The organism is Yoonia ponticola (assembly GCF_014199395.1).
Lineage (GTDB): Bacteria > Pseudomonadota > Alphaproteobacteria > Rhodobacterales > Rhodobacteraceae > Yoonia > Yoonia ponticola.
The window spans coordinates 442,900-461,277 of the sequence record NZ_JACIJM010000002.1 but is presented as its reverse complement, the minus strand read 5'-3'; the positions used below and the strand labels follow the sequence as shown (position 1 = coordinate 461,277).

At 54.3% G+C, this 18,378-nt stretch carries 18 protein-coding genes; 10 read left to right on the top strand and 8 right to left on the bottom strand.

Annotation, left to right across the window (positions count from 1 at the left end):
- The first annotated feature begins 30 nt into the window (after positions 1-30).
- From FHS72_RS04975 to FHS72_RS04965, 3 genes are read left to right on the top strand one after another with little or no spacing between them, the layout of a single operon-like run.
- Positions 31-1,005: an ABC transporter permease gene (locus FHS72_RS04975; RefSeq protein WP_183526448.1), complete on the top strand. Its 975-nt coding sequence runs from the start codon at positions 31-33 to the stop codon at positions 1,003-1,005.
- Positions 1,005-1,910 carry an ABC transporter permease gene (locus FHS72_RS04970; RefSeq protein ID WP_183526445.1) on the top strand — a complete coding sequence of 302 codons (906 nt, stop codon included), beginning with the start codon at positions 1,005-1,007 and terminating at the stop codon, positions 1,908-1,910. Before FHS72_RS04975 ends, FHS72_RS04970 begins: the two co-directional genes overlap by 1 nt.
- Entirely contained in the window at positions 1,910-3,586 is a 1,677-nt protein-coding gene (locus tag FHS72_RS04965) for a dipeptide ABC transporter ATP-binding protein (protein WP_183526442.1), read from the top strand. The genes FHS72_RS04970 and FHS72_RS04965 overlap by 1 nt, the downstream gene beginning before the upstream one ends.
- Here the strand turns inward: FHS72_RS04965 and FHS72_RS04960 are convergent.
- Together FHS72_RS04960 and FHS72_RS04955 are read right to left on the bottom strand one after the other, a co-directional pair.
- Positions 3,583-4,479: a HupA family protein gene (locus FHS72_RS04960; RefSeq protein WP_183526439.1), complete on the bottom strand. Its 897-nt coding sequence runs from the start codon at positions 4,477-4,479 to the stop codon at positions 3,583-3,585. The two genes, FHS72_RS04965 and FHS72_RS04960, sit on opposite strands and share 4 nt — an antisense overlap.
- A gap of 10 nt (positions 4,480-4,489) precedes the next feature.
- Complete coding sequence (locus tag FHS72_RS04955; RefSeq protein WP_183526435.1) at positions 4,490-6,049, bottom strand: M10 family metallopeptidase C-terminal domain-containing protein; 1,560 nt, start codon at positions 6,047-6,049, stop codon at positions 4,490-4,492.
- A 644-nt stretch (positions 6,050-6,693) separates the two neighbouring features.
- Here FHS72_RS04955 and FHS72_RS04950 point away from each other — a divergent pair.
- From FHS72_RS04950 to FHS72_RS04920, 7 genes are all read left to right on the top strand, one after another.
- Positions 6,694-7,368, top strand: a complete 675-nt coding sequence (locus FHS72_RS04950) for a GntR family transcriptional regulator (protein WP_183526432.1) — start codon at positions 6,694-6,696, stop codon at positions 7,366-7,368.
- A 69-nt stretch (positions 7,369-7,437) separates the two neighbouring features.
- Positions 7,438-8,049: a ribonuclease D gene (locus tag FHS72_RS04945; protein WP_183526429.1), complete on the top strand. Its 612-nt coding sequence runs from the start codon at positions 7,438-7,440 to the stop codon at positions 8,047-8,049.
- Between the two features lie 9 nt (positions 8,050-8,058).
- Positions 8,059-8,667 carry a hypothetical protein gene (locus tag FHS72_RS04940; protein WP_183526426.1) on the top strand — a complete coding sequence of 203 codons (609 nt, stop codon included), beginning with the start codon at positions 8,059-8,061 and terminating at the stop codon, positions 8,665-8,667.
- Positions 8,668-8,686: 19 nt separating this feature from the next.
- Complete coding sequence (locus tag FHS72_RS04935; RefSeq protein WP_183526423.1) at positions 8,687-9,160, top strand: LptA/OstA family protein; 474 nt, start codon at positions 8,687-8,689, stop codon at positions 9,158-9,160.
- The gene (gene lptB, locus FHS72_RS04930; protein WP_183526420.1) at positions 9,160-9,912 is read left to right on the top strand and encodes an LPS export ABC transporter ATP-binding protein; all 753 of its coding nucleotides are present in this window, start codon (positions 9,160-9,162) and stop codon (positions 9,910-9,912) included. The genes FHS72_RS04935 and lptB overlap by 1 nt, the downstream gene beginning before the upstream one ends.
- Positions 9,913-10,146: 234 nt before the next feature.
- Positions 10,147-10,722: a ribosome hibernation-promoting factor, HPF/YfiA family gene (gene hpf, locus FHS72_RS04925; RefSeq protein ID WP_183526416.1), complete on the top strand. Its 576-nt coding sequence runs from the start codon at positions 10,147-10,149 to the stop codon at positions 10,720-10,722.
- A gap of 25 nt (positions 10,723-10,747) precedes the next feature.
- Positions 10,748-11,209: a PTS sugar transporter subunit IIA gene (locus FHS72_RS04920; protein ID WP_183526413.1), complete on the top strand. Its 462-nt coding sequence runs from the start codon at positions 10,748-10,750 to the stop codon at positions 11,207-11,209.
- Here FHS72_RS04920 and FHS72_RS04915 read toward each other — a convergent pair.
- From FHS72_RS04915 to cysQ, 6 genes are all read right to left on the bottom strand, one after another.
- Positions 11,206-12,636: a sulfotransferase family 2 domain-containing protein gene (locus FHS72_RS04915; protein ID WP_183526410.1), complete on the bottom strand. Its 1,431-nt coding sequence runs from the start codon at positions 12,634-12,636 to the stop codon at positions 11,206-11,208. The two genes, FHS72_RS04920 and FHS72_RS04915, sit on opposite strands and share 4 nt — an antisense overlap.
- A complete protein-coding gene (locus FHS72_RS04910) occupies positions 12,636-14,339 on the bottom strand; it encodes a DUF5927 domain-containing protein (RefSeq protein WP_183526407.1) in 1,704 nt (567 codons plus the stop codon). The genes FHS72_RS04915 and FHS72_RS04910 overlap by 1 nt, the downstream gene beginning before the upstream one ends.
- Positions 14,336-15,346, bottom strand: coding sequence for a glycosyltransferase family 2 protein (locus FHS72_RS04905; protein WP_183526404.1), 1,011 nt, complete (start codon positions 15,344-15,346; stop codon positions 14,336-14,338). The genes FHS72_RS04910 and FHS72_RS04905 overlap by 4 nt, the downstream gene beginning before the upstream one ends.
- Before the next feature lie 139 nt (positions 15,347-15,485).
- Complete coding sequence (locus FHS72_RS04900) at positions 15,486-16,490, bottom strand: glycosyltransferase family 2 protein (protein WP_246414482.1); 1,005 nt, start codon at positions 16,488-16,490, stop codon at positions 15,486-15,488.
- Positions 16,491-16,511: 21 nt separating this feature from the next.
- On the bottom strand, positions 16,512-17,405 hold the full coding sequence (gene galU / locus FHS72_RS04895) for a UTP--glucose-1-phosphate uridylyltransferase GalU (RefSeq protein ID WP_183526401.1): 894 nt from the start codon (positions 17,403-17,405) through the stop codon (positions 16,512-16,514).
- Between the two features lie 150 nt (positions 17,406-17,555).
- Entirely contained in the window at positions 17,556-18,353 is a 798-nt protein-coding gene (cysQ, locus tag FHS72_RS04890) for a 3'(2'),5'-bisphosphate nucleotidase CysQ (protein WP_183526398.1), read from the bottom strand.
- Between the last annotated feature and the right edge of the window lie 25 nt (positions 18,354-18,378).

Sequence of the window (18,378 nt, the reverse complement as noted above, 5' to 3'; positions counted from 1 at the left end):
CGGATGCCTCTCTAATACACGGAAATTGCGATGGTCTATCTCATCTTTAAGCGGCTTGTTCAGTCCGCCTTTGTGATGCTGGCCGTCGCGTTTCTTGCGTTTTCGCTGTTCCGTTTTGTCGGTGATCCTGTCAGCCAAATGACGGGCGTGGAAACATCAACGGCCGACCGCGAACGTCTGCGCGATGAGCTGGGGCTGAACGATGCCTTTGCTGTACAATTCTACCGCTTTAGCACCGATCTGCTGCGTGGCGATTTCGGGTATTCCTACCGCACCCGTGAACCTGTCGGCGAGATGATCGCAAAACGCCTACCTGCGACGTTGGAACTTGGAACGTTCGCGCTGATTATTTCTCTGATGATCGGTATTCCGGCGGGCGTTTACACCGCCCTGCGACCCAATGGCGTCGCATCACAGGCGATTTTGTTAACCACGCTGATCGGCGTTTCGATCCCGACATTTGTCATCGGGATTATGCTGATTTTCCTGTTCGGCGTGCAACTAGGCTGGCTACCGACCTTTGGGCGATCTGGCACGGTACAAGTCGGTGGCTGGACCACGTCATTCCTGACAATCGACGGCTGGCGGTCACTGATTTTGCCCGCCCTCACGCTCGGCGTTTACCAACTGACTTTAACCATGCGGCTTGTGCGCGCGCAGATGATGGAGGTCATGAAGACCGACTACATCCGCTTTGCCATGGCGCGCGGCATCCCGACACGGTCGCTGCATTACAAACATGCGCTAGCCAATACGATGGTCCCAGTCATCACGATCATCGGCTTGCAATTCGGCGGCGTAATCGCGTTTTCCATCGTAACAGAGTCTGTTTTCCAATGGCCCGGCATGGGCCTGTTGTTCCTCGAATCCATCCGGTTCGTCGATATTCCAGTGATGGGGGTTTACCTTGTGGTCATCGCGTTCTTCTTTGTTTTGGTGAACCTGATCGTTGATCTGCTCTACGTCGCGATTGATCCGCGTCTTCGCGTCAAGGAGGCTGCGTGATGCTGTATAAACTCTGGGATAGTGACGGTTTCTGGCTCTTCAGACGCAGACCGGCGGCGATTATCGCGGCCCTTACAGCGATTGCGATCCTGTTCGGCGCGATCTTTGCACCGTGGCTAGTAGACACTAACCCATATGATTTAGCCTCTTTTTCGCTGATGGACGGCTTGCTGCCGCCCATGTGGGAAGAATACGGCACATCCCGCTTCCCGCTTGGCACCGACGATCAAGGCCGCGATATGGTCGCTGCGATCCTATATGGCGCACGCCTGTCGATGCTGATCGGAATCGTTGCGATGGCGATTGCCCTAGTCCTCGGCGTCAGTCTTGGCCTGATTGCGGGCTATTATGGCGGACGGTTGGACGCGATCATTATGCGCGTGGCCGACGTGCAATTAGCACTGCCCGCGATCCTGACCGCTTTGCTCATCGACGGCATTGCGCGTGGCGTCCTGCCGACTGCCGTTCACCAAGAGATGCGCGTGATCGTGTTAACCACAGCAATCGCACTATCGCTTTGGGTGAACTTCGCGCGTACCGCCCGCGCATCAGTCTTCGTCGAAAAGAACAAAGAATACGTCCAAGCCGCGATGATCATGGGGCAGCATCCGTTGCGCGTCATGTTGTGGCATATCCTGCCAAACATCATGGGACCACTGCTGGTAATCATGACCGTGGACCTCGCCAGCGCGATCCTGTTAGAGGCGACGTTGTCGTTCCTTGGCATCGGATTACCAGCGGATTCCCCTTCGTTAGGGACGCTTATTCGCATCGGGATGGGCTTTTTGCTATCCGGTGAATGGTGGATTTTATGGGTGCCGACGATGTTCCTTGTAGCACTTGTCGTGTCGATCAACATTCTTGGCGATTTCCTTCGCGATGTCTTTAACCCGAGGTTGCGCTGATGCTGCAAGTCACGAACCTAACCGTCAAATTTCCGTCCCGTCGGGGTGAATTCACGGCTGTCGAAAATGTCGATATCAGTGTCAAACCCGGCGAAATTCACGGGTTAGTCGGGGAAAGCGGCGCTGGGAAATCGACCATCGGTGCGGCGATCATCGGGCTGCTGCAATCGCCCGGCTATGTCGCACAGGGCGAGATGTCTTTGCATGACACCAACCTACGCACGTTAACGCCTGCACAAGCCCATGCTGTGCGCGGTGCGCGTATTTCTATGATCTTTCAAGATCCGCAAACCAGTCTGAACCCGTTGATGCGGATCGAAGATCAACTGATTGAGACGATGCAGGCGCACGAGGACATTTCAGACGCTGATGCGCGTGATCGCGCTGTCGCATTGTTGTCTGAGATCGGGATCAAAAACGCGGCGGAGCGGATCAAAGCCTACCCGCATCAGTTCTCTGGCGGAATGCGGCAGCGCGTCGTGATCGCCTTGGCGCTTTGCACGAACCCCGAGTTGATTATAGCGGACGAGCCGACAACCGCGCTGGATGTCGCGGTGCAATCTCAGGTTCTCGACCTGATCCGCGCATTGGCCGACGAACGCGGCATCGGCTTTATCCTGATCACGCACGACATTGGCGTGATCGCGCAGATTACCGACAAAGTGACCGTGCTGCGTGGCGGAAAGGTCATGGAAACCGGCGAGACGGCAAAGATTCTGCGCGAGCCTGAACACCCGTATACCCAAGCATTGCTGGCCGCCGTGCCAAGGTTGGATAAAAAAATCGACCGCTTTTTGGTGCCTGCGACCGAGGCCGATGTTGAAGCCCCGCAAATCATCAGCGGCATCGATGCCGAAGCGTGGTTGCTCGACGGTGGTGTACAAGACCCTATCGGGTTACAGGCGCACGATATCACCGTAAAATTCGCGGGCGAACGCACGTCATTGTTCCGAAAACCGGACAGTTTCACCGCGTTAGACTCTGTTTCGTTGGATGTTCGGGCCGGCACGGTCATGGGCTTGGTCGGCGAAAGCGGCTCGGGCAAATCGACCATGGCGAAAGTGTTAACCGGCCTCGTGCAGCCCAGCGCGGGCACGATGACATTGGGTAACGACGCCTTGCCTGACGCGAAATCACGCGCCCGCAAAGACCAGTCGCGTCGCATCATTCAAATGGTGTTCCAAGACCCTTATTCGAGCCTGAATTCGCGGCATCGTGTTGGCGCGCTGCTGGCCGAACCTCTCTGGCTTTATGGCTTAGAGAACGATGCTGCAAAACGGCGCGCGCTCTGTGAGGCGATGTTGTCGCTGGTTGGGCTTGCCCCTGACGCGATCGACAAATACCCACATCAGTTTTCGGGCGGTCAACGACAACGGATCGCTGTGGCGCGTGCATTGCTTGCCCGTCCACGGTTTCTAATCTGCGACGAACCGACATCCGCGCTTGATGTATCTATCCAAGCGCAGGTTTTGAACTTGCTGAAAGACCTGCAAAAGACCTTTGGCCTGACCATGTTGTTCATCAGTCATAACCTCGCGGTCGTGCGTCAAATGTCCGATGACATCACTGTACTGCAAGGCGGAAAAGTGATGGAATCCGGCGGATCAGAGCCGTTTTTCACCAATCCACAGGCGGACTATTCAAAGAACCTGTTGTCGCTGACGCCGACGCTTTAGTCCGCGATAAACGTGCCGTAGACCTTGCCGCTGGTTCCGGTCGAAAAGATCACGCCACCCACTTCGTCGGGGGCAGTGCCATCAACGCCAAAGAACTGGCCTTGCGCCACAGTCGTGCCGTCCGATCCGGTGATATCAACCGCGCCGCTGTCATTGCGCAGTGCCAAGGTGCCGCCCGAGAAACCACCACCAGCGATCATCGCGTTGCTCAGGACCATCTCGGACACGGGGGATGCAACGACATTGCCGCTAAGCTGGTTCACACCTTCGAAATCATCAAGCGTCACCGTCACGCGGCCTGTGGCGAACGCGACATCCACGACGCTGCTGCCGTTGATGAGGTCAACACCATTGGTGCCTGTGATGACAAAGCCGGATGCCCCGCCCTCATAACGTGCATTGCCGTTTGTCGGCATCGCGGTTGTCGGCGTGGCTAGGCCCACGACGCCAACCGTGCCGTTCTGGTCATGGTAAAACGATGCGGCGTGGTCGTAATCGCCCCGCACATCGTTGCTCACGGTTGCGGCCAGACCTGCGAGGCTAAGCACCCCATCAGTCCGCGTGTATAGGCCGTTGCGTATCTGCGTGCTGCGATTACCAGCCGCATCGGTGACAAGTGCGACGGCGCTGAGCTGTGTTTCGTTTGCAGTAAATGCGGCAAGGGTCGCCAGCAATTCTGGATCGGACGTATCAATCCCATCGGGCAGCACTGTGCCAATATCGTCAAGCGGGTTTGGGTTTACTGTCTCGTTAGGCGGCTCTGACGTTGACAAGTTGTTGTCGGTTGGCGGCACGGATGTTTTCGGCACATCCACGGACACTGGCCCAGCGCCGCCGCATGCTGACAACACGATGAGGGACGACATGAGTATCAACGACTTTGGCAGTAACATTCGCAGCCCCTTAAAATACAAAAACATCGGACGTCAGCATGTCTGCTGATATCCCGAATAACGTGATCGTGGTTGCTTGGGCGGAGAACACCGCACCATCATCGCCGTCTGACACAAAATTCATGACGTTCGACGTATTGATCCCACTGAAACCTGTCAGCTTGATCGTATCAACCCCGACAACAAAATCAGCAGACACCGGATCAATGTCGCGCCACGATGCTGTGCTGATGTCGCCCACATCAAAGCTGCCGATGACGTCATTGCCGTCGCTTGGCCGGAACACAAACTGATCCGCGCCGCGCCCGCCCATCAACAGATCGTCGCCATCGCCGCCAAAGATCACATCATCGCCAAACATCAAACCACGGCCACCTTCGCCACGGATTTTGTCGTTACCGGCACCACCAGACAAATAATCCCCATCAATTCCGCCGATGATGATGTCGTCGCCGCTACCGCCATCAAGATTACCGTTCCCAGACAACGCCACGACAGCATCCGCGCCAGAGCCGCCTTGTGCCGTCGTATCACCAAGCCCGTCGATAATCAGATCGTTGTCCTGACCGCCGATCAGCGTGTCATCACCCGCCAGACCATACAGTACGTCTGCGCCTTGTCCGCCGGTCAGCGTATTATTCAAGTCGTTCCCGATCATCAGATCGCGGAAATTACCGCCAATCGCGTTCTCGAGCAGCGACGACAGGTTCCCATTGTACAGATACGGGTTCGCGATGTTGCCTTCCGCGAAATAATCACCGCTGCCAGTCGCGTCTGGCAAATAGCTATCACCAAAACTAGTAAACGCGCCCGGTTGCAGGTTGATCGTCATATCATCGCGACCGCCCGACAGATCAAGCGTGTCGTTTCCGCCACCGTCCCAAATCGCGCGCTGCATCTTATTGTTATTCGGCACACCTTGGGACGTGCCATCGATCAGCAGTTCGCCAGTGATGAAATTCACCTGATACAGTGTGTCGCCCGATTGCGCGTTAAAATTCGCGCCATATCGGTACTGCAATGCCGCGATATCGGCGATCATAAAGGTCTCTGGTCCGTGTTCATCCCCGAAATACAACGAATCCGTGTCGGGATGGGCGCGGTAGGACATCACGCTCCAGGAATGGCCTTGGTAAGCATCGGGCAGGCCACCGTTTTCGTGACCATGCTCTAACCCCAGCCCGTGACCAAATTCGTGCAGGATCAAATGGTCAACATAGCCGCCCATCACAGGCGTATCGCGGTCCGGATTAAAGACGTGCATCACGCCGCCGTTGTAGGCGTAAACATAGGCCGTGGACGTATTTTTTCGGAAACTGAAGTAGAGATCGGCGGATTGTTCCAACGCGTTAACTTCGGTAAATTGCAGACCAGTATAGGCTGTCACCTCGTCGAAAACTTCAAGTTGACGGTTAATCGTGGCAGCGTTCAGAACAGAGTTGGCGCTATTCGCCGCAATGTCTGCGGTCAGATCAAACGTATAGGTCAGCTCGTCAGTGACGTTGGTACTGTCATCGTTCAGCAAGCCGCCGATGATGTCGTCGAGCAAGGCATCGCCGGTGTTAATCACGTCAGGTCTGCTCTTGCTTGCGGCCAGACCGTTGCCCTCGCGCCGGACATAACCGACGAGATGTTTTGTAACAAAAGACGGCGTGGTGCCTGCGTCAACAGCGACAGAGATTTGATCAAAGTAGTCGCTCCTGTAAGCAGCATTCTGAAATTCAGCGGTTATACGCCGAAGGTACTGGCATCGGATCGAATGCGCAAACTGCGATCATCGTCGCATATCCTGGTCAACGCAGGTTTCACGTCTTTCGCCACGGTTCGAGCGCCACATACAAAACTGAGAAATTAGCGATAAATCTAACGCTTTCTTAAACAAATTGGCTGAAACATGGTAAGGTGCCTTAGGCGCTTAAAATCACTTTGGGCCGAATTGAAATTACACTGATGCCAGTCCACGTTCACCAAATTATCGTCCTTTTTGATTTTTGCTGGGCGTGGGTCTCGGACAGTGCTGTAAATTTGACGTGATTGTTGCCATTTTCCCCTGCCAACCCATTTGTATTACTGCATATAATCCCTCGAACACGGGGAACGTGTCTTCTTTGAATATTTTAGCGTTGAATTTTACGCATACATTAGAACCAGTAAATTTGATCAAAGCAAAGCGTCGCGTCCTCGCGGCTGATGCGAAAGGTTAAACAGTAAACCATGTCCAATACCGAAACGGCGTCGTCAAATACACTGCTTGCGATCACGCAGCTTAGGGACCTTATCTTTTCGGGTCAGCTTGGTGCGGGCACTGATCATCTAGAAGGCGAATTGGCCGAACGGCTGGGCATGTCACGGACCCCCGTGCGCGAAGCATTGCTGCGCCTCGAATGTCAGGGGTTGGTCGAAGTGCGTCGCCGCAAGGGTGTCCGCATCACCCCCTTCACGCCCAAAGACATGGCAGAAGTTTACGACGTCCTGACCGAGCTTGAAGGTCTTGCCGCAGCACGGGCAGCCGCACGTAATCTCAGCGACGATGATCTTGCGCCAATGGTGCAGGCCATCGCGGACATGGAAGCCGCAGTGGCGGTGTGTAACCGCGACGATTGGGCCGCCGCTGATGATATTTTTCACTGCGAATTGGTGCGGCTCGGCGGCAACGACCGCATTTCCATGATCACGCAAATCATGGCGGATCAGATGCGTCGCGCGCGGCTGGTCATACTGTATATTCGCCCTGCCCCGATGCATTCCAGCAAAGAGCATCGCAAGCTTGTCGATGCCATTCGCGCCGGTGACGCTGATCTGGCAAAGCAAATTCAACGCCAACATCGGACTGTCGCCAAGGGTCTGTTGCTTCAATTGCTCGAACGCCACCACCTGAGCGTTCTCTGACCCCACCGCGTTCAGTTGCGTTCGATCCGTGTAACGCATATCTGCAAAGCACCCACTTGGAGACCGCAGATGGCGAACCACCTTTACCAAAACGATTTGCCTGACGGGCTACACCTTGGGCCGATTGTCGCGATTGATTGTGAAACAATGGGTCTGCACCCGCATCGCGACCGCCTGTGTCTAGTTCAAATGTCGAGCGGCGATGGCGATTGTCACCTTGTCCAAGTCCGCAAAGGACAGACCGACGCGCCGAACCTGTGCAAGATGCTTGCCGATCCTGACGTGCTGAAACTGTTCCACTTCGGCAGGTTTGATATTGCCGCGATGCACAACGCATTCGGGACGCTCGCGGCTCCTGTATACTGCACCAAGATCGCGTCGAAACTGGTACGCACATTCACCGACAGGCACGGGTTGCGCACGCTTTTACATGATATGGTTGGCGTGGATATCTCAAAATACCAACAACAAAGCGATTGGGGCGCCGCGACCCTGACCGACGCGCAACTCTCCTATGCCGCGTCCGATGTTCTGCATTTACACAAGCTAAAAACTGCGTTCGACGCCATGCTGGCCCGCGAAGGCCGCACAGAGACAGCACAGGCGTGTTTTGATTTCCTGCCGATGCGCGCGAAACTTGATCTTGATGGGTGGCCAGACATGGACATCTTTGCGCATTAGAGGCGGATGATGGCGACCTATAACAACTTTCACACGTGGTTCGTCGGATGGGTAAAGATTATCTTGCCACTGATCGCGATTGCGCTGCTGTCCACGCTTTTCCTGTTCGCGCGCACCTCTACGGACGAGCCTGACATCCCTATCGCGCAAATCGAAGAACTCGCGCGCGAGCAACAGATCACTGCCCCACAGTTTTCTAGCGTCACCGATGATGGGTCCGTGATTGCCGTGTCCGCACGCACTGCCAAACCTGACATGGAAAATGATGACACGTTGCTGGTTGCAGACCTCGTGATTGACGTCGATTCCGCTGACGGCACTACGATGAATGTCACCTCTGGCATGAGCATTTTGAACAGCAAAGCCCAAACCGCCCGCCTGAATGGACTATCCCGCGTGACCACATCCAGCGGTTACACGATGGAAACTGTCGGCCTGACTGCGAACCTCCTCACCGGTGAAATCGTGTCGGACGGCGATCTTGAAATCCAAGCCCCGTTTGGCGAATTGTCGGCGGGCAAAGTACGCATAATGATCTCGAAAGACGGCACCGGACAGCAGATGCTATTCACACAAGGCGTTCGCCTGCTATACACCCCAGAACCAACACAGCCTTAGTGGCGAGAGGACAGACCAGATGATCAGATGGATCGCGCTTTTTGCCCTGCTGTCGGCCAGCCCTGCGCTGGCCCAGACCAACATTGACCTTGGCGGGGTCACAACGGACCCCAGCGCCCCCGTCGAAGTTGCCGCCGATAGCCTGTCAGTTGACCAAGACACAGGCACCGCGATTTTCGAAGGTAACGTGTTGATCGGCCAAGGTGATTTGCGGATCGCTGCAGGCCGTGCGCAAGTGGTCTACGATGGCGTCAGCGGCGATATTGCCAGCTTTGCGGCGAGCGGCGGCGTGACTTTCACGACGGCTACCGAAGCGGCAGAAGCGCAGACTGCGAACTACGATCTCAAAAATGGTCAGCTTGTTCTCAGCGGTGAAGTCTTGTTGACGCAAGGCCCATCAGCCCTGTCAGCGGACCGCATGATCATCGACGTGGAAACCGGAAACGCCCAGATGGAGGGCCGCGTGCGTACCGTGTTCCAGCAAGGCAACTGATGACGGAACTTTCGGTGAAAGACGGCGACGTTGGCCTGCGGATCGTCAATCTGCGCAAAAGCTATCGCAAGCGGACCGTTATTCGGGACGTGAGCCTGACGCTTGGACGCGGTGAGGTCGTGGCACTGTTGGGTCCGAACGGGTCCGGTAAAACGACCTGTTTCTACTCCATCGCTGGCCTTGTGACGCCCGAAGGCGGGCAAGTCATCATCGACGGACGTGAAGTTACCACACTGCCAATGTATCGCCGTGCGAAGCTTGGGATCGGATATCTTCCACAGGAAATGTCTATTTTTCGGGGGCTGTCTGTCGAGGACAACATCAAAGCGATCCTTGAGATCGCGGTGCCGTCGAAAAAGAAACAACGCGAACGTCTCGAAGAACTACTGTCTGAATTTTCCATCGAACACCTGCGTCGCGCACCCGCGCTTGCGCTGTCCGGTGGTGAACGCCGTCGCGCCGAAATCGCGCGCTGTTTGGCGGCTGGCCCGAAATATGTGCTGCTGGATGAACCTTTTGCGGGGGTCGATCCGATTGCCGTCGGGGAAATTCGGCATCTTGTTGCTGACCTCAAGAACCGCGGAATCGGTGTGCTGATCACCGATCACAACGTGCAGGAAACACTTCAAATCGTGGATCGTGCCTATATTTTGCATGATGGTAAGGTTCTGATGAGCGGCACAACCGAAGAAGTCATCAAAGACGAAAATGTGCGGCGCGTTTATCTGGGCGATAGTTTCCGCGTGGTATGAACTTGTTCACCGCGTCGCCAGCTTATCATTGACAAATAGCGCAATTACGCGCCCAATGGAGTGGATGACAGACAGGTTTCACGCCCTTCACTACCGTCAGGCCCATGTGGCCGATGCCTCTGGTAAGGCATTGATAAACTTGTCGTTATCACCTTTCCCATCGTACACATTTGCCGCCTAAAATGGTGTATTTTACCGGCGTTGCGGCGTGTACCAGTCAATATTGGAGAACCTATGCGGTATCAGATCAGTGGTAAGCAAATCGACACAGGCAACGCGCTTCAGACCCATGTTCAGAGCGAATTAGGGGCTGTTCTCGAGAAATATGCGGGACGTCCGACGGATGCTAACATTGTTTTTTCGAAGTCCGGACATGAATATGTTTGCGAATCCATCGTGCATTTGTCGACGGGCCTCACAGCACAAGCTACTGGACACGCTACCGAAATTTACGCTGCCTTTGATGCGTCCCTCGAAAAGATGGACAAACAACTTCGGCGTTATAAGCGTCGCCTGAAGGATCACCACAAGGAGAGATCACAGCCTGTTGAACTCTCGGACGCGGGGTCCTATATCCTCGCTCCAACAGACGAGTCAGGCGAAGCGGAGCAAGATACGGTCAGCGCGATGATTATCGCCGAGATAGAGACGAAAATCCCGTCTTTGTCTGCTGGTGAAGCGGTGATGCAGATGGAACTGTCCAACGCCCCGGTGCTGGTGTTCCGCAACGAAAAACATAACGGAATCAATGTCGTTTATCGGCGTGATGATGGAAATATTGGGTGGGTTGATCCGAAGAATGCGGGTTAACCTAACCGGTTGAAAAGTGAGTTGAATGGAACTGTCAAAGATCCTCAAACCAGAAGCCGTGAAAACGCTGACGTCTTGTACAAGCAAGAAGCGGCTTTTTCACGACCTTGGTGATATCGCCGAAACTGCCTATGGGTTTCATCCGGGCGATGTTGTCGACGCACTGATCAACCGTGAAAGCCTTGGACCAACAGGCGTGGGGCATGGCATTGCCCTGCCCCATGCCCGCCTTGCCGACGTGACAGGCGTGTGCGGCATGTTCCTGCGCCTTGAAAAACCTATTGATTTTGACGCGGTTGATCGTCAGCCTGTCGATCTGATTTTCGCGTTGCTTGCACCTGAAAATGCTGGCGTTGAACACCTCAAAGCGCTCGCTTTGGTGTCGCGCACGCTGCGCGATCCGGATATGCAGGCAAAACTGCGGGCCAATGCGGACCTTGCGACACTGCACACGATCCTCACCGAAGCGCACGCGCAGGCCGCTTAAGCCCAATTTCCAAAACCAAACGCAACGTAGTCGCGCTGATATACATCGCGACCGGCTGCTTCTATGTCGGCATCGTAGATTTCGGCAAGACGCTGCGCATGCGGATCAGTCACCTCTGGAATACCCGGCATGGTCTCACGACCGATGTGAGCTGCCAGAATAGCCAAATCGTGACCCATCCGGTCTTCACGTACAATCAGATCAGGAATCGTGAAGTCGGCCATGCCTTGCAGCAACGACAGTTGCGACGCCCAAGCGGGATCAACGCGCAGACTGGTCTGCCCCGCGAGGTTCTTTTTCAGAAACCCGAGAAACGCTAAGAACGCGGTCTTATGCGCGTCCATATCGTAGCCAGCATCAGGATCGCGCAGCGGATCAAACTTTGGAATCGGGACGCCGTGCTGCTTGATCAGGCTAGCGCGAATTTCTGGGAAGCTATCATTCATCGTCGACAAAATCCGATCGCAGAACACTGCGTGCGCACGAGACAACGGATGGCGCAACACAGTAAACGTGCGGTGATCGGTGTACGCAGATTTCCATTGGCGCAGGCTTTTTTGGCTGAACTTCGTCAGTACCTCTGCGCCATCATCCAGTTGCGACAGCCAATCCGTGACGACATCCACGGGGCCGGACTTCAACGGCAAGTACAGCAGCGGCGCGCGCGGCGCGGCGATAAATGTCGGCACATTTGGTCCGCGACGTGGCTCAAAATTCGGCGTGCGATTAAGGTTAAACCGATCCATGCGGGCCAAAGCTTGCGCCATGGCGTCAAAGTTCACCAGTTTGTCTTCCAACGGTTCTGGATTCTGCTTTTTCAGTTTTTTATCAAGCGCATCAATGCGGGACTCCGTCCCTAAAAACGCTGCCAACCCATTCATCACATCAACGTCTTGCAGGTCTTCGTAAGCTACAAAAAACGCAGTTTGCCCCGATTTTTGCAACGTATTCAATAGCGTGACCTGAAACGCTTGTAGGTCCGCCATGTGCTGCTCAAACTCTGCAGCGTCGAATTTCACCTGACTGCTACGGGCGTGTTTAATATTGGTCAGCTTCCACTGTCCCGTTGCTTTCGCGATTTTCCAGCTGACGTAGCTATCAATCGGATTGCGCGTCAGGACAATCTTGGCGCAGCGCGGGTCCGGCAAAATTTCGGCCAACGCCCGCGCATCGTGGTTATTAAAGAACCGAAAACCGCCCAGCCCCTGTGTCTTGGTCTTGATCGTGTTGATCAGGCCAATCGGGTCCGCCTCGCGCATGTCGCGGGTCACGCCAAGGATATTATCCACGTTCGGGAAGCCAACAAAATGCGGATTAAACGCCTCGCCATGGCAAGTTAACCCGTCAAAACTGTTGATATTCGCTTCCAAAAAATTGGACCCAGTCCGCATTTCAGCGAACACAACAAAGTAGTCAAAACGAGACATTATTTACGTACCAAATAGGGTTTACGGGTGGTGGATTTCGGCGCTGGGATTGCATTTTCGACGGGGAAGTCGCCCATCAAATAGGGGTGCATCCCTTGATTTTTGAGGTTCTGTAAGAACTGCCCAAAGCCCTGTAAATCAACCATGCGTGGTGCTTCTGTCACCGTGCGCACCGATTTTCCGGTCATTTCATCGACGATCGTTTGCAACGCTTCCATCGGGCTATCGATGAAATCGGCCATCGTCCAAATCCGCACACGCGCCTTGGTGTCGGCTGCCCGCAGCGCGTTCAAATGTGCAGTTTCAACCTGCTGCATCCGCGCAGCATCGATGCGAATGTCGGCGAAGTTACGGTTCGACAGGAACAGCGGAACAGCCCAAGCGCCTGAAATTACAGAAACTTGCGCGTTGCGATCCCGAATAAAGGACGGTGCAACCTTTTGATTGTCGTCGGGACCAAATTGGAACGCCTGCCGTTCGCCACGTGTGTTCCAAATCAGGTTCGTTAGGAACATATGCGGCTGGTAATCCCGCAAAATCGCACTGTTCGACAACGCACCTTGGAAATGATCCTGCCGGCCGTCAAACATCGCTTTTTCGGGGTGATATAGATGTCCATGCACACGTGCGCCGGTTTCTTTGGCGAGCCAAAATTCGAAATTCTCAAACAGTTCAACAAAGCCTTCGAACACGGAATAAGGCGACGATGTCAGCCCGTTTTCGCGATCCATACGCGGCCAGCGGCTTTGCATATATAGCCCCGGACGCCCCAAAGTGCGACGGTCTACCGCTTTTGCAAAAATGCGGTCAATCTTGCCGGGATTGGGTTCCGCCGCCTTAAACGCTGCCGGATCGGGGTTCAGGAATGTATTATAGAGCCTGTTCGCATGCGGCCACGTTTTACGCGCAACAAAGCAGTCAGACCGCCGCAGCAATTGCAGATGATCATCGTAAAAAATATGTGGTTTACCCTGAAAATCGAACTTCGACAGGGTCAGCGAACGGCTTTCGATGTGCGGAGAATAGAGCCGCACAAGCGTCTGGAAATAGCTTTCGTCAGGGATCCAGACCTTTTTGAAGTAAGCATCATACGCGGGCCGGTCCGGATCTTGTAGGATCGCGGACAATGTTTGCCGCGTCAGGCACCACCACTGCGAGCCCATGTGCGGCACGAGACCGGACGGGATATGCCGTTTGAACCGGAAACGCCGTTGAAGACGGACGTACCCATCAAACAAACGCCGATGCTTTTTCCACGAAAACGGGAACCGCAGCGTGAAGCGTTCTTTATCCAGACCACCGACCGTCCAAGGCACATCCGCCGTTGTCGCGCTTTCGATGAAATCAGTGCGCGGGCGACCATCGAGATACGTGCGCAATTCCTCGACAGGGCGCAGCGGCAGGCACGAGCCAGAAGCAAGGTAAACGTGGCGCACATCAGGAAAACTGGTCAGCATCATTTCGGACGCGTTTTGCGTCGCGGCAACCATGCCCCACGTGCCCCATTCGCAGCGGTATCGTTTCGAAAACTTGACTGTTTTCAGCGGCTTCAGCTTACGCTCGAACGCTTTAAACGTCCCGTTCGGCACACTGGAATCCACGTGAACTACAACAGGGCAGCCACCCTTGACCCAGTGTCGGATGACCTGTTCAGCCCGATCAAACGCCGTGTGAACTAATATGACAATGCCGACGCTACTCATGCCCAGTTTCCTTTGGACATGATGCCGAGAATCTCAAGTTGGCGCCAGTTGATGTACTTTTCGCTCCATTTGCACCAAAGCTCGGGGCTGGTTTTCAAGCCCTCTGCATAGGCTGCGTATTCGGCGCTACCTGCGTAGTGTTCACCGCGCGATAATTCTTCTGCAGCTTTTGCACCCAGCGTGTCGAGGAATTTCATGTGCAGCAAAACGCCCGACGCTTTTTCGCCACCCCATTCGTCATAGACGAGGTTCAGACCGCGCGGCAGCAGCATATGTGTTGAGCTGACGTATGTATAATCGCTCGACCATTTCACCAGCGGCACTTTGTTCAGTGCAGGCGCGCTTTTCGGCCTATCTGCAAAGAAGACACGCGCACGTGGCCCGCCTTGAATCCACAGGTTTCGGAACTGATCATTCCGACTAATCGTGTAGTTTCCGGCATCAAACCAAGGGGCGATATCCAGCGGATTCGTATCGCGTTGGTACGGCGTGTCCGTCACTTTACCCTTGGGGTACATATCCAACATCATCGCGCCAAAGGACCGGATGTTCGAACTATCCAACCAATCGGTCAATGCACGCACAGGCCGCGTATCGCAAAACGGAAAGACGAAAAATTCGTCGACATCAACGGTCAGTGTCCAATGATCGTCGGCGTAACGCATCTGAAGATAGGTCAGCCAATCCAGCCCAAAGCGGGATTTTTTGTAACTGGCGGTTGTGGACCAGATCGACACATCCGGCTGCTTGGCCAGATATTCAGCGCCGCCATCGTTGCTGCCGTTGTCGACGAAAATAAAATGATCGACACCTAACTCGCGGTAATAGCGTAGAAAATACGGGATGCGCACATCTTCGTTCCGCATCGTGCAGAATAGCAGAATATCGTTTGGCCGGATTTCACTGGTGCGATTGGCAAGCGCGCGCAGTTCACGACTTTTGCGGCGAGCGCGCACTTTAAATCGCTTCCGCTTCAATCGTAGCCGATATGATGACCAAACGCTCAACCGTGCCTCGTTACTATTCGGTTCCGGTAGATGATACGCAAATTCTGTTAATAGCTGATTGCGTCAATTCAAAACGGATTACTAATTGGAAACAATCAATAGCAACACCCTGAGATTAAACAAGGTTTAGCGGCATAGTTCACGCCGACCAGTCGCCTTTTGACATCAGTTTACACGCAACCAGCGGTTCCCAGCCCTGATATTGCTTTGATCCATCATACCACAAATCCACGTCGTCGATCAGGGATTGGTAATAATCGTCATAAAGATCAGAGTTCTCAAAGTGTTGGCGCCTACCCCGTTCCTCTGCTGATTTTGCGCCAATGGTGTTCAGAAATTTGCTATGCAGCAGAACACCGGACGGCAGGCCGTCAACCTGCGTATCAAATACATGGTTTAACTTGCGCGGCAGCATGTGGTGGGTCGAAGTTACATAAGCGTAGCCCTTTTTCCAATGGACCAGCGGGACTTTGTTCAGCGTCGGCGCACGTTCTGGCCGATCTTGGAAAAAGACGCGATCACGCACACCGCCTTGAATCCATTCGCTCTGAAACTTTGGATTTCGGGTGCGGCGGTAGTTGTCCGCATCAAACCAACCCAGTGCTTTGCTCGGATCATCGCCCGCCACATAGGGCTGCGCGGAAAGCGGCCCCTTTGGGTATAGATCCAACATAATCGCGCCAAACGACCGGACCTTTCGATCAGCCAGCCAGCCCGTCAAATCCGCTAATCCGCGATTTTCCCAATCAGGGTAGATCAACGCCTCGTCGGCATCCACAGTCAAACACCAGTGACCAGCGCCATATTGCATCTGCAACCACGTCAGCCAATCCATGCCGAACCGCGATAATTTATAGCTATCGCCAGTCCGCCAAAGCGATACATCCGATTGTGATTTCAGCATCTCAACTGACCCATCATCGCTGCCATTATCGACGACAACGAAATGGCGCACACCGAGCCGCCGATGATGATCCAGAAAAAACGGTAGACGCAGGGCTTCGTTTCGCAATGTCACGAAACACAAAATATCGGGCGGCGCGATTTGCTCCGTCCGATCTATGTCCAACCGCAGTTGCGTGCGTTTCCGCCAAGCCCGCAGCAGGAATCGCTTGCGTCTGATCCGCAACCGATAAGCCTGCAAAGCGGACGACCCTTGCAAGGGTTAGTCAGCCGCGATTTGTGGGGCGACGGTTTCGCGCAGATACGCGGAAAGTTCGCCGCGCAGTTCAGGCCGCGCCAGCGCAAATGCTACCGTCGCTTGCAAGAACCCAGCTTTAGAGCCGCAGTCGTAGCGTTCGCCTTTGAATTTAAACCCGAAAACATCACGCCCTTCGACGATCTCTTGGGCAATCGCGTCGGTCAGTTGCAATTCACCGCCAGCGCCCTCGGAGATTTTGCTGAGGTTATTCAACACCTTCGGCGTAATAATATAGCGACCAATCACAGCAAGGTTCGATGGTGCTTCACCAGCCGCAGGTTTTTCGACCATGCCGCGCGCTTTCACAAGTTGGCTGCCATCGTTGTCCGCATCAAGAATACCATAAGACGATGTCGCCTCTGGTGCGACTTCCATCGTGGCAACCATTGCGCCACCAGTTTCTTCGTAGGCGTCGATCATTTGCTTCAAGCAGCCTGTTTCGCCCGCGATCACGTCGTCAGGCAACATTACAGCAAAAGGTTCGTTGCCGATCAAACGACGGGCGCACCAAACCGCGTGGCCAAGACCCAGCGCCTTGTGCTGGCGAATATAGGCAATCGCGCCGCTATCCATGTTGGTCGATTTCAAAATATCCAACAGGTCCAACTTGCCAGCCTTCCGCAAGGATTGTTCCAGTTGCGGTGAGTGGTCAAAGTAGTCTTCCAACGCGCCTTTGCCCCGCGACGTCACAAAGATAAACTCTTTGATTCCGGCCTCGCGAGCCTCGTCAATCGCGTATTGCACCAGCGGTTTGTCCACCAATGTCATGATTTCCTTTGGAACGGACTTTGTCGCGGGCAAGAACCGCGTCCCCATTCCAGCAACAGGGAAAATTGCCTTGGTGACTTTTCTCTTCATGGTGTCCACTCCAATTTCCTTAGGTAAAGCGCAATGTGATGATGCAACGTAGATGGATTCGCTTAAAGGACTAACTCACCCATTTTAGTGGGGAAAATTAGGCGTTAAGCGACTATAAAGCGTTAAGTTTTCTGCAAATTTAAAACCGCGTCACGGTTTTTGAAGCGTCACACCCGGCGCATATGCGATGAAAAACGGGTTCGCGAAAATCTCTTTTCCGTAGCGCAACGGCGTGTGATCATCAAAGCGCACGACGTCACCGCCAGCACCCGTCAGAACCGCGTGACCTGCGGCTGTGTCCCATTCCATCGTGCGGCCAACGCGCGGATAAATGTCCGCTTCGCCAGTTGCGACGAGACAGAATTTCAGCGACGACCCCGCGCTTTTCATGTCTTTGACGTTGTATTTGTTGATATAATCGTCTGTCGCCTGATCACGGTGCGACTTGGACGCGACGACCATCAGGGCATCGTTATCAGGGGTCGTGACCTTGATCGGCTTTAGTTCACCAATCGTGTCTTTTGCGAAATCGCCCATTTCTTCGACGGACACACCATCGGCATCAGTAAAGAACATCCGGCCTTTCGCAGGCGCATAAACGACGCCGCGTACAGGCACGCCATCTACGACATATGCGATGTTTACCGTGAAATCGCCACGACGGTTGATGAACTCTTTCGTGCCATCCAGCGGATCAACAATTAAAAACGTATTGGCTGTCACCGCATGCGATGCGGCCTGTTCTTCTGTCACCAAAGCGACATCTGGGAACACTTTGCGCAACCCATCGCTGATAATCGCGTCAGCTGCTTCGTCCGCAATCGTCACTGGGCTGTCGTCGCTTTTGGATTTTACTTCAAAGTCCGGCCCATTGTAGATTTCCATGATCTTATCCCCCGCTTCCAAAGAAAGGCGGCGCATCACTGTTGTGAGAAGATCATAATCCATCAAAGTACCTATCAATTCGAACCAG

Excerpts from the sequence above, each read along its gene's own strand:
- FHS72_RS04975 (WP_183526448.1), top strand. The coding sequence starts at position 31 with ATGGTCTATCTCATCTTTAAGCGGCTTGTTCAGTCCGCCTTTGTGATG.
- FHS72_RS04970 (WP_183526445.1), top strand. The coding sequence starts at position 1,005 with ATGCTGTATAAACTCTGGGATAGTGACGGTTTCTGGCTCTTCAGACGC.
- FHS72_RS04965 (WP_183526442.1), top strand. The coding sequence starts at position 1,910 with ATGCTGCAAGTCACGAACCTAACCGTCAAATTTCCGTCCCGTCGGGGT.
- FHS72_RS04960 (WP_183526439.1), bottom strand. The coding sequence starts at position 4,479 with ATGTTACTGCCAAAGTCGTTGATACTCATGTCGTCCCTCATCGTGTTG.
- FHS72_RS04950 (WP_183526432.1), top strand. The coding sequence starts at position 6,694 with ATGTCCAATACCGAAACGGCGTCGTCAAATACACTGCTTGCGATCACG.
- FHS72_RS04945 (WP_183526429.1), top strand. The coding sequence starts at position 7,438 with ATGGCGAACCACCTTTACCAAAACGATTTGCCTGACGGGCTACACCTT.
- FHS72_RS04940 (WP_183526426.1), top strand. The coding sequence starts at position 8,059 with ATGGCGACCTATAACAACTTTCACACGTGGTTCGTCGGATGGGTAAAG.
- FHS72_RS04935 (WP_183526423.1), top strand. The coding sequence starts at position 8,687 with ATGATCAGATGGATCGCGCTTTTTGCCCTGCTGTCGGCCAGCCCTGCG.
- lptB (WP_183526420.1), top strand. The coding sequence starts at position 9,160 with ATGACGGAACTTTCGGTGAAAGACGGCGACGTTGGCCTGCGGATCGTC.
- hpf (WP_183526416.1), top strand. The coding sequence starts at position 10,147 with ATGCGGTATCAGATCAGTGGTAAGCAAATCGACACAGGCAACGCGCTT.
- FHS72_RS04920 (WP_183526413.1), top strand. The coding sequence starts at position 10,748 with ATGGAACTGTCAAAGATCCTCAAACCAGAAGCCGTGAAAACGCTGACG.
- FHS72_RS04915 (WP_183526410.1), bottom strand. The coding sequence starts at position 12,636 with ATGTCTCGTTTTGACTACTTTGTTGTGTTCGCTGAAATGCGGACTGGG.
- FHS72_RS04910 (WP_183526407.1), bottom strand. The coding sequence starts at position 14,339 with ATGAGTAGCGTCGGCATTGTCATATTAGTTCACACGGCGTTTGATCGG.
- galU (WP_183526401.1), bottom strand. The coding sequence starts at position 17,405 with ATGAAGAGAAAAGTCACCAAGGCAATTTTCCCTGTTGCTGGAATGGGG.
- cysQ (WP_183526398.1), bottom strand. The coding sequence starts at position 18,353 with ATGGATTATGATCTTCTCACAACAGTGATGCGCCGCCTTTCTTTGGAA.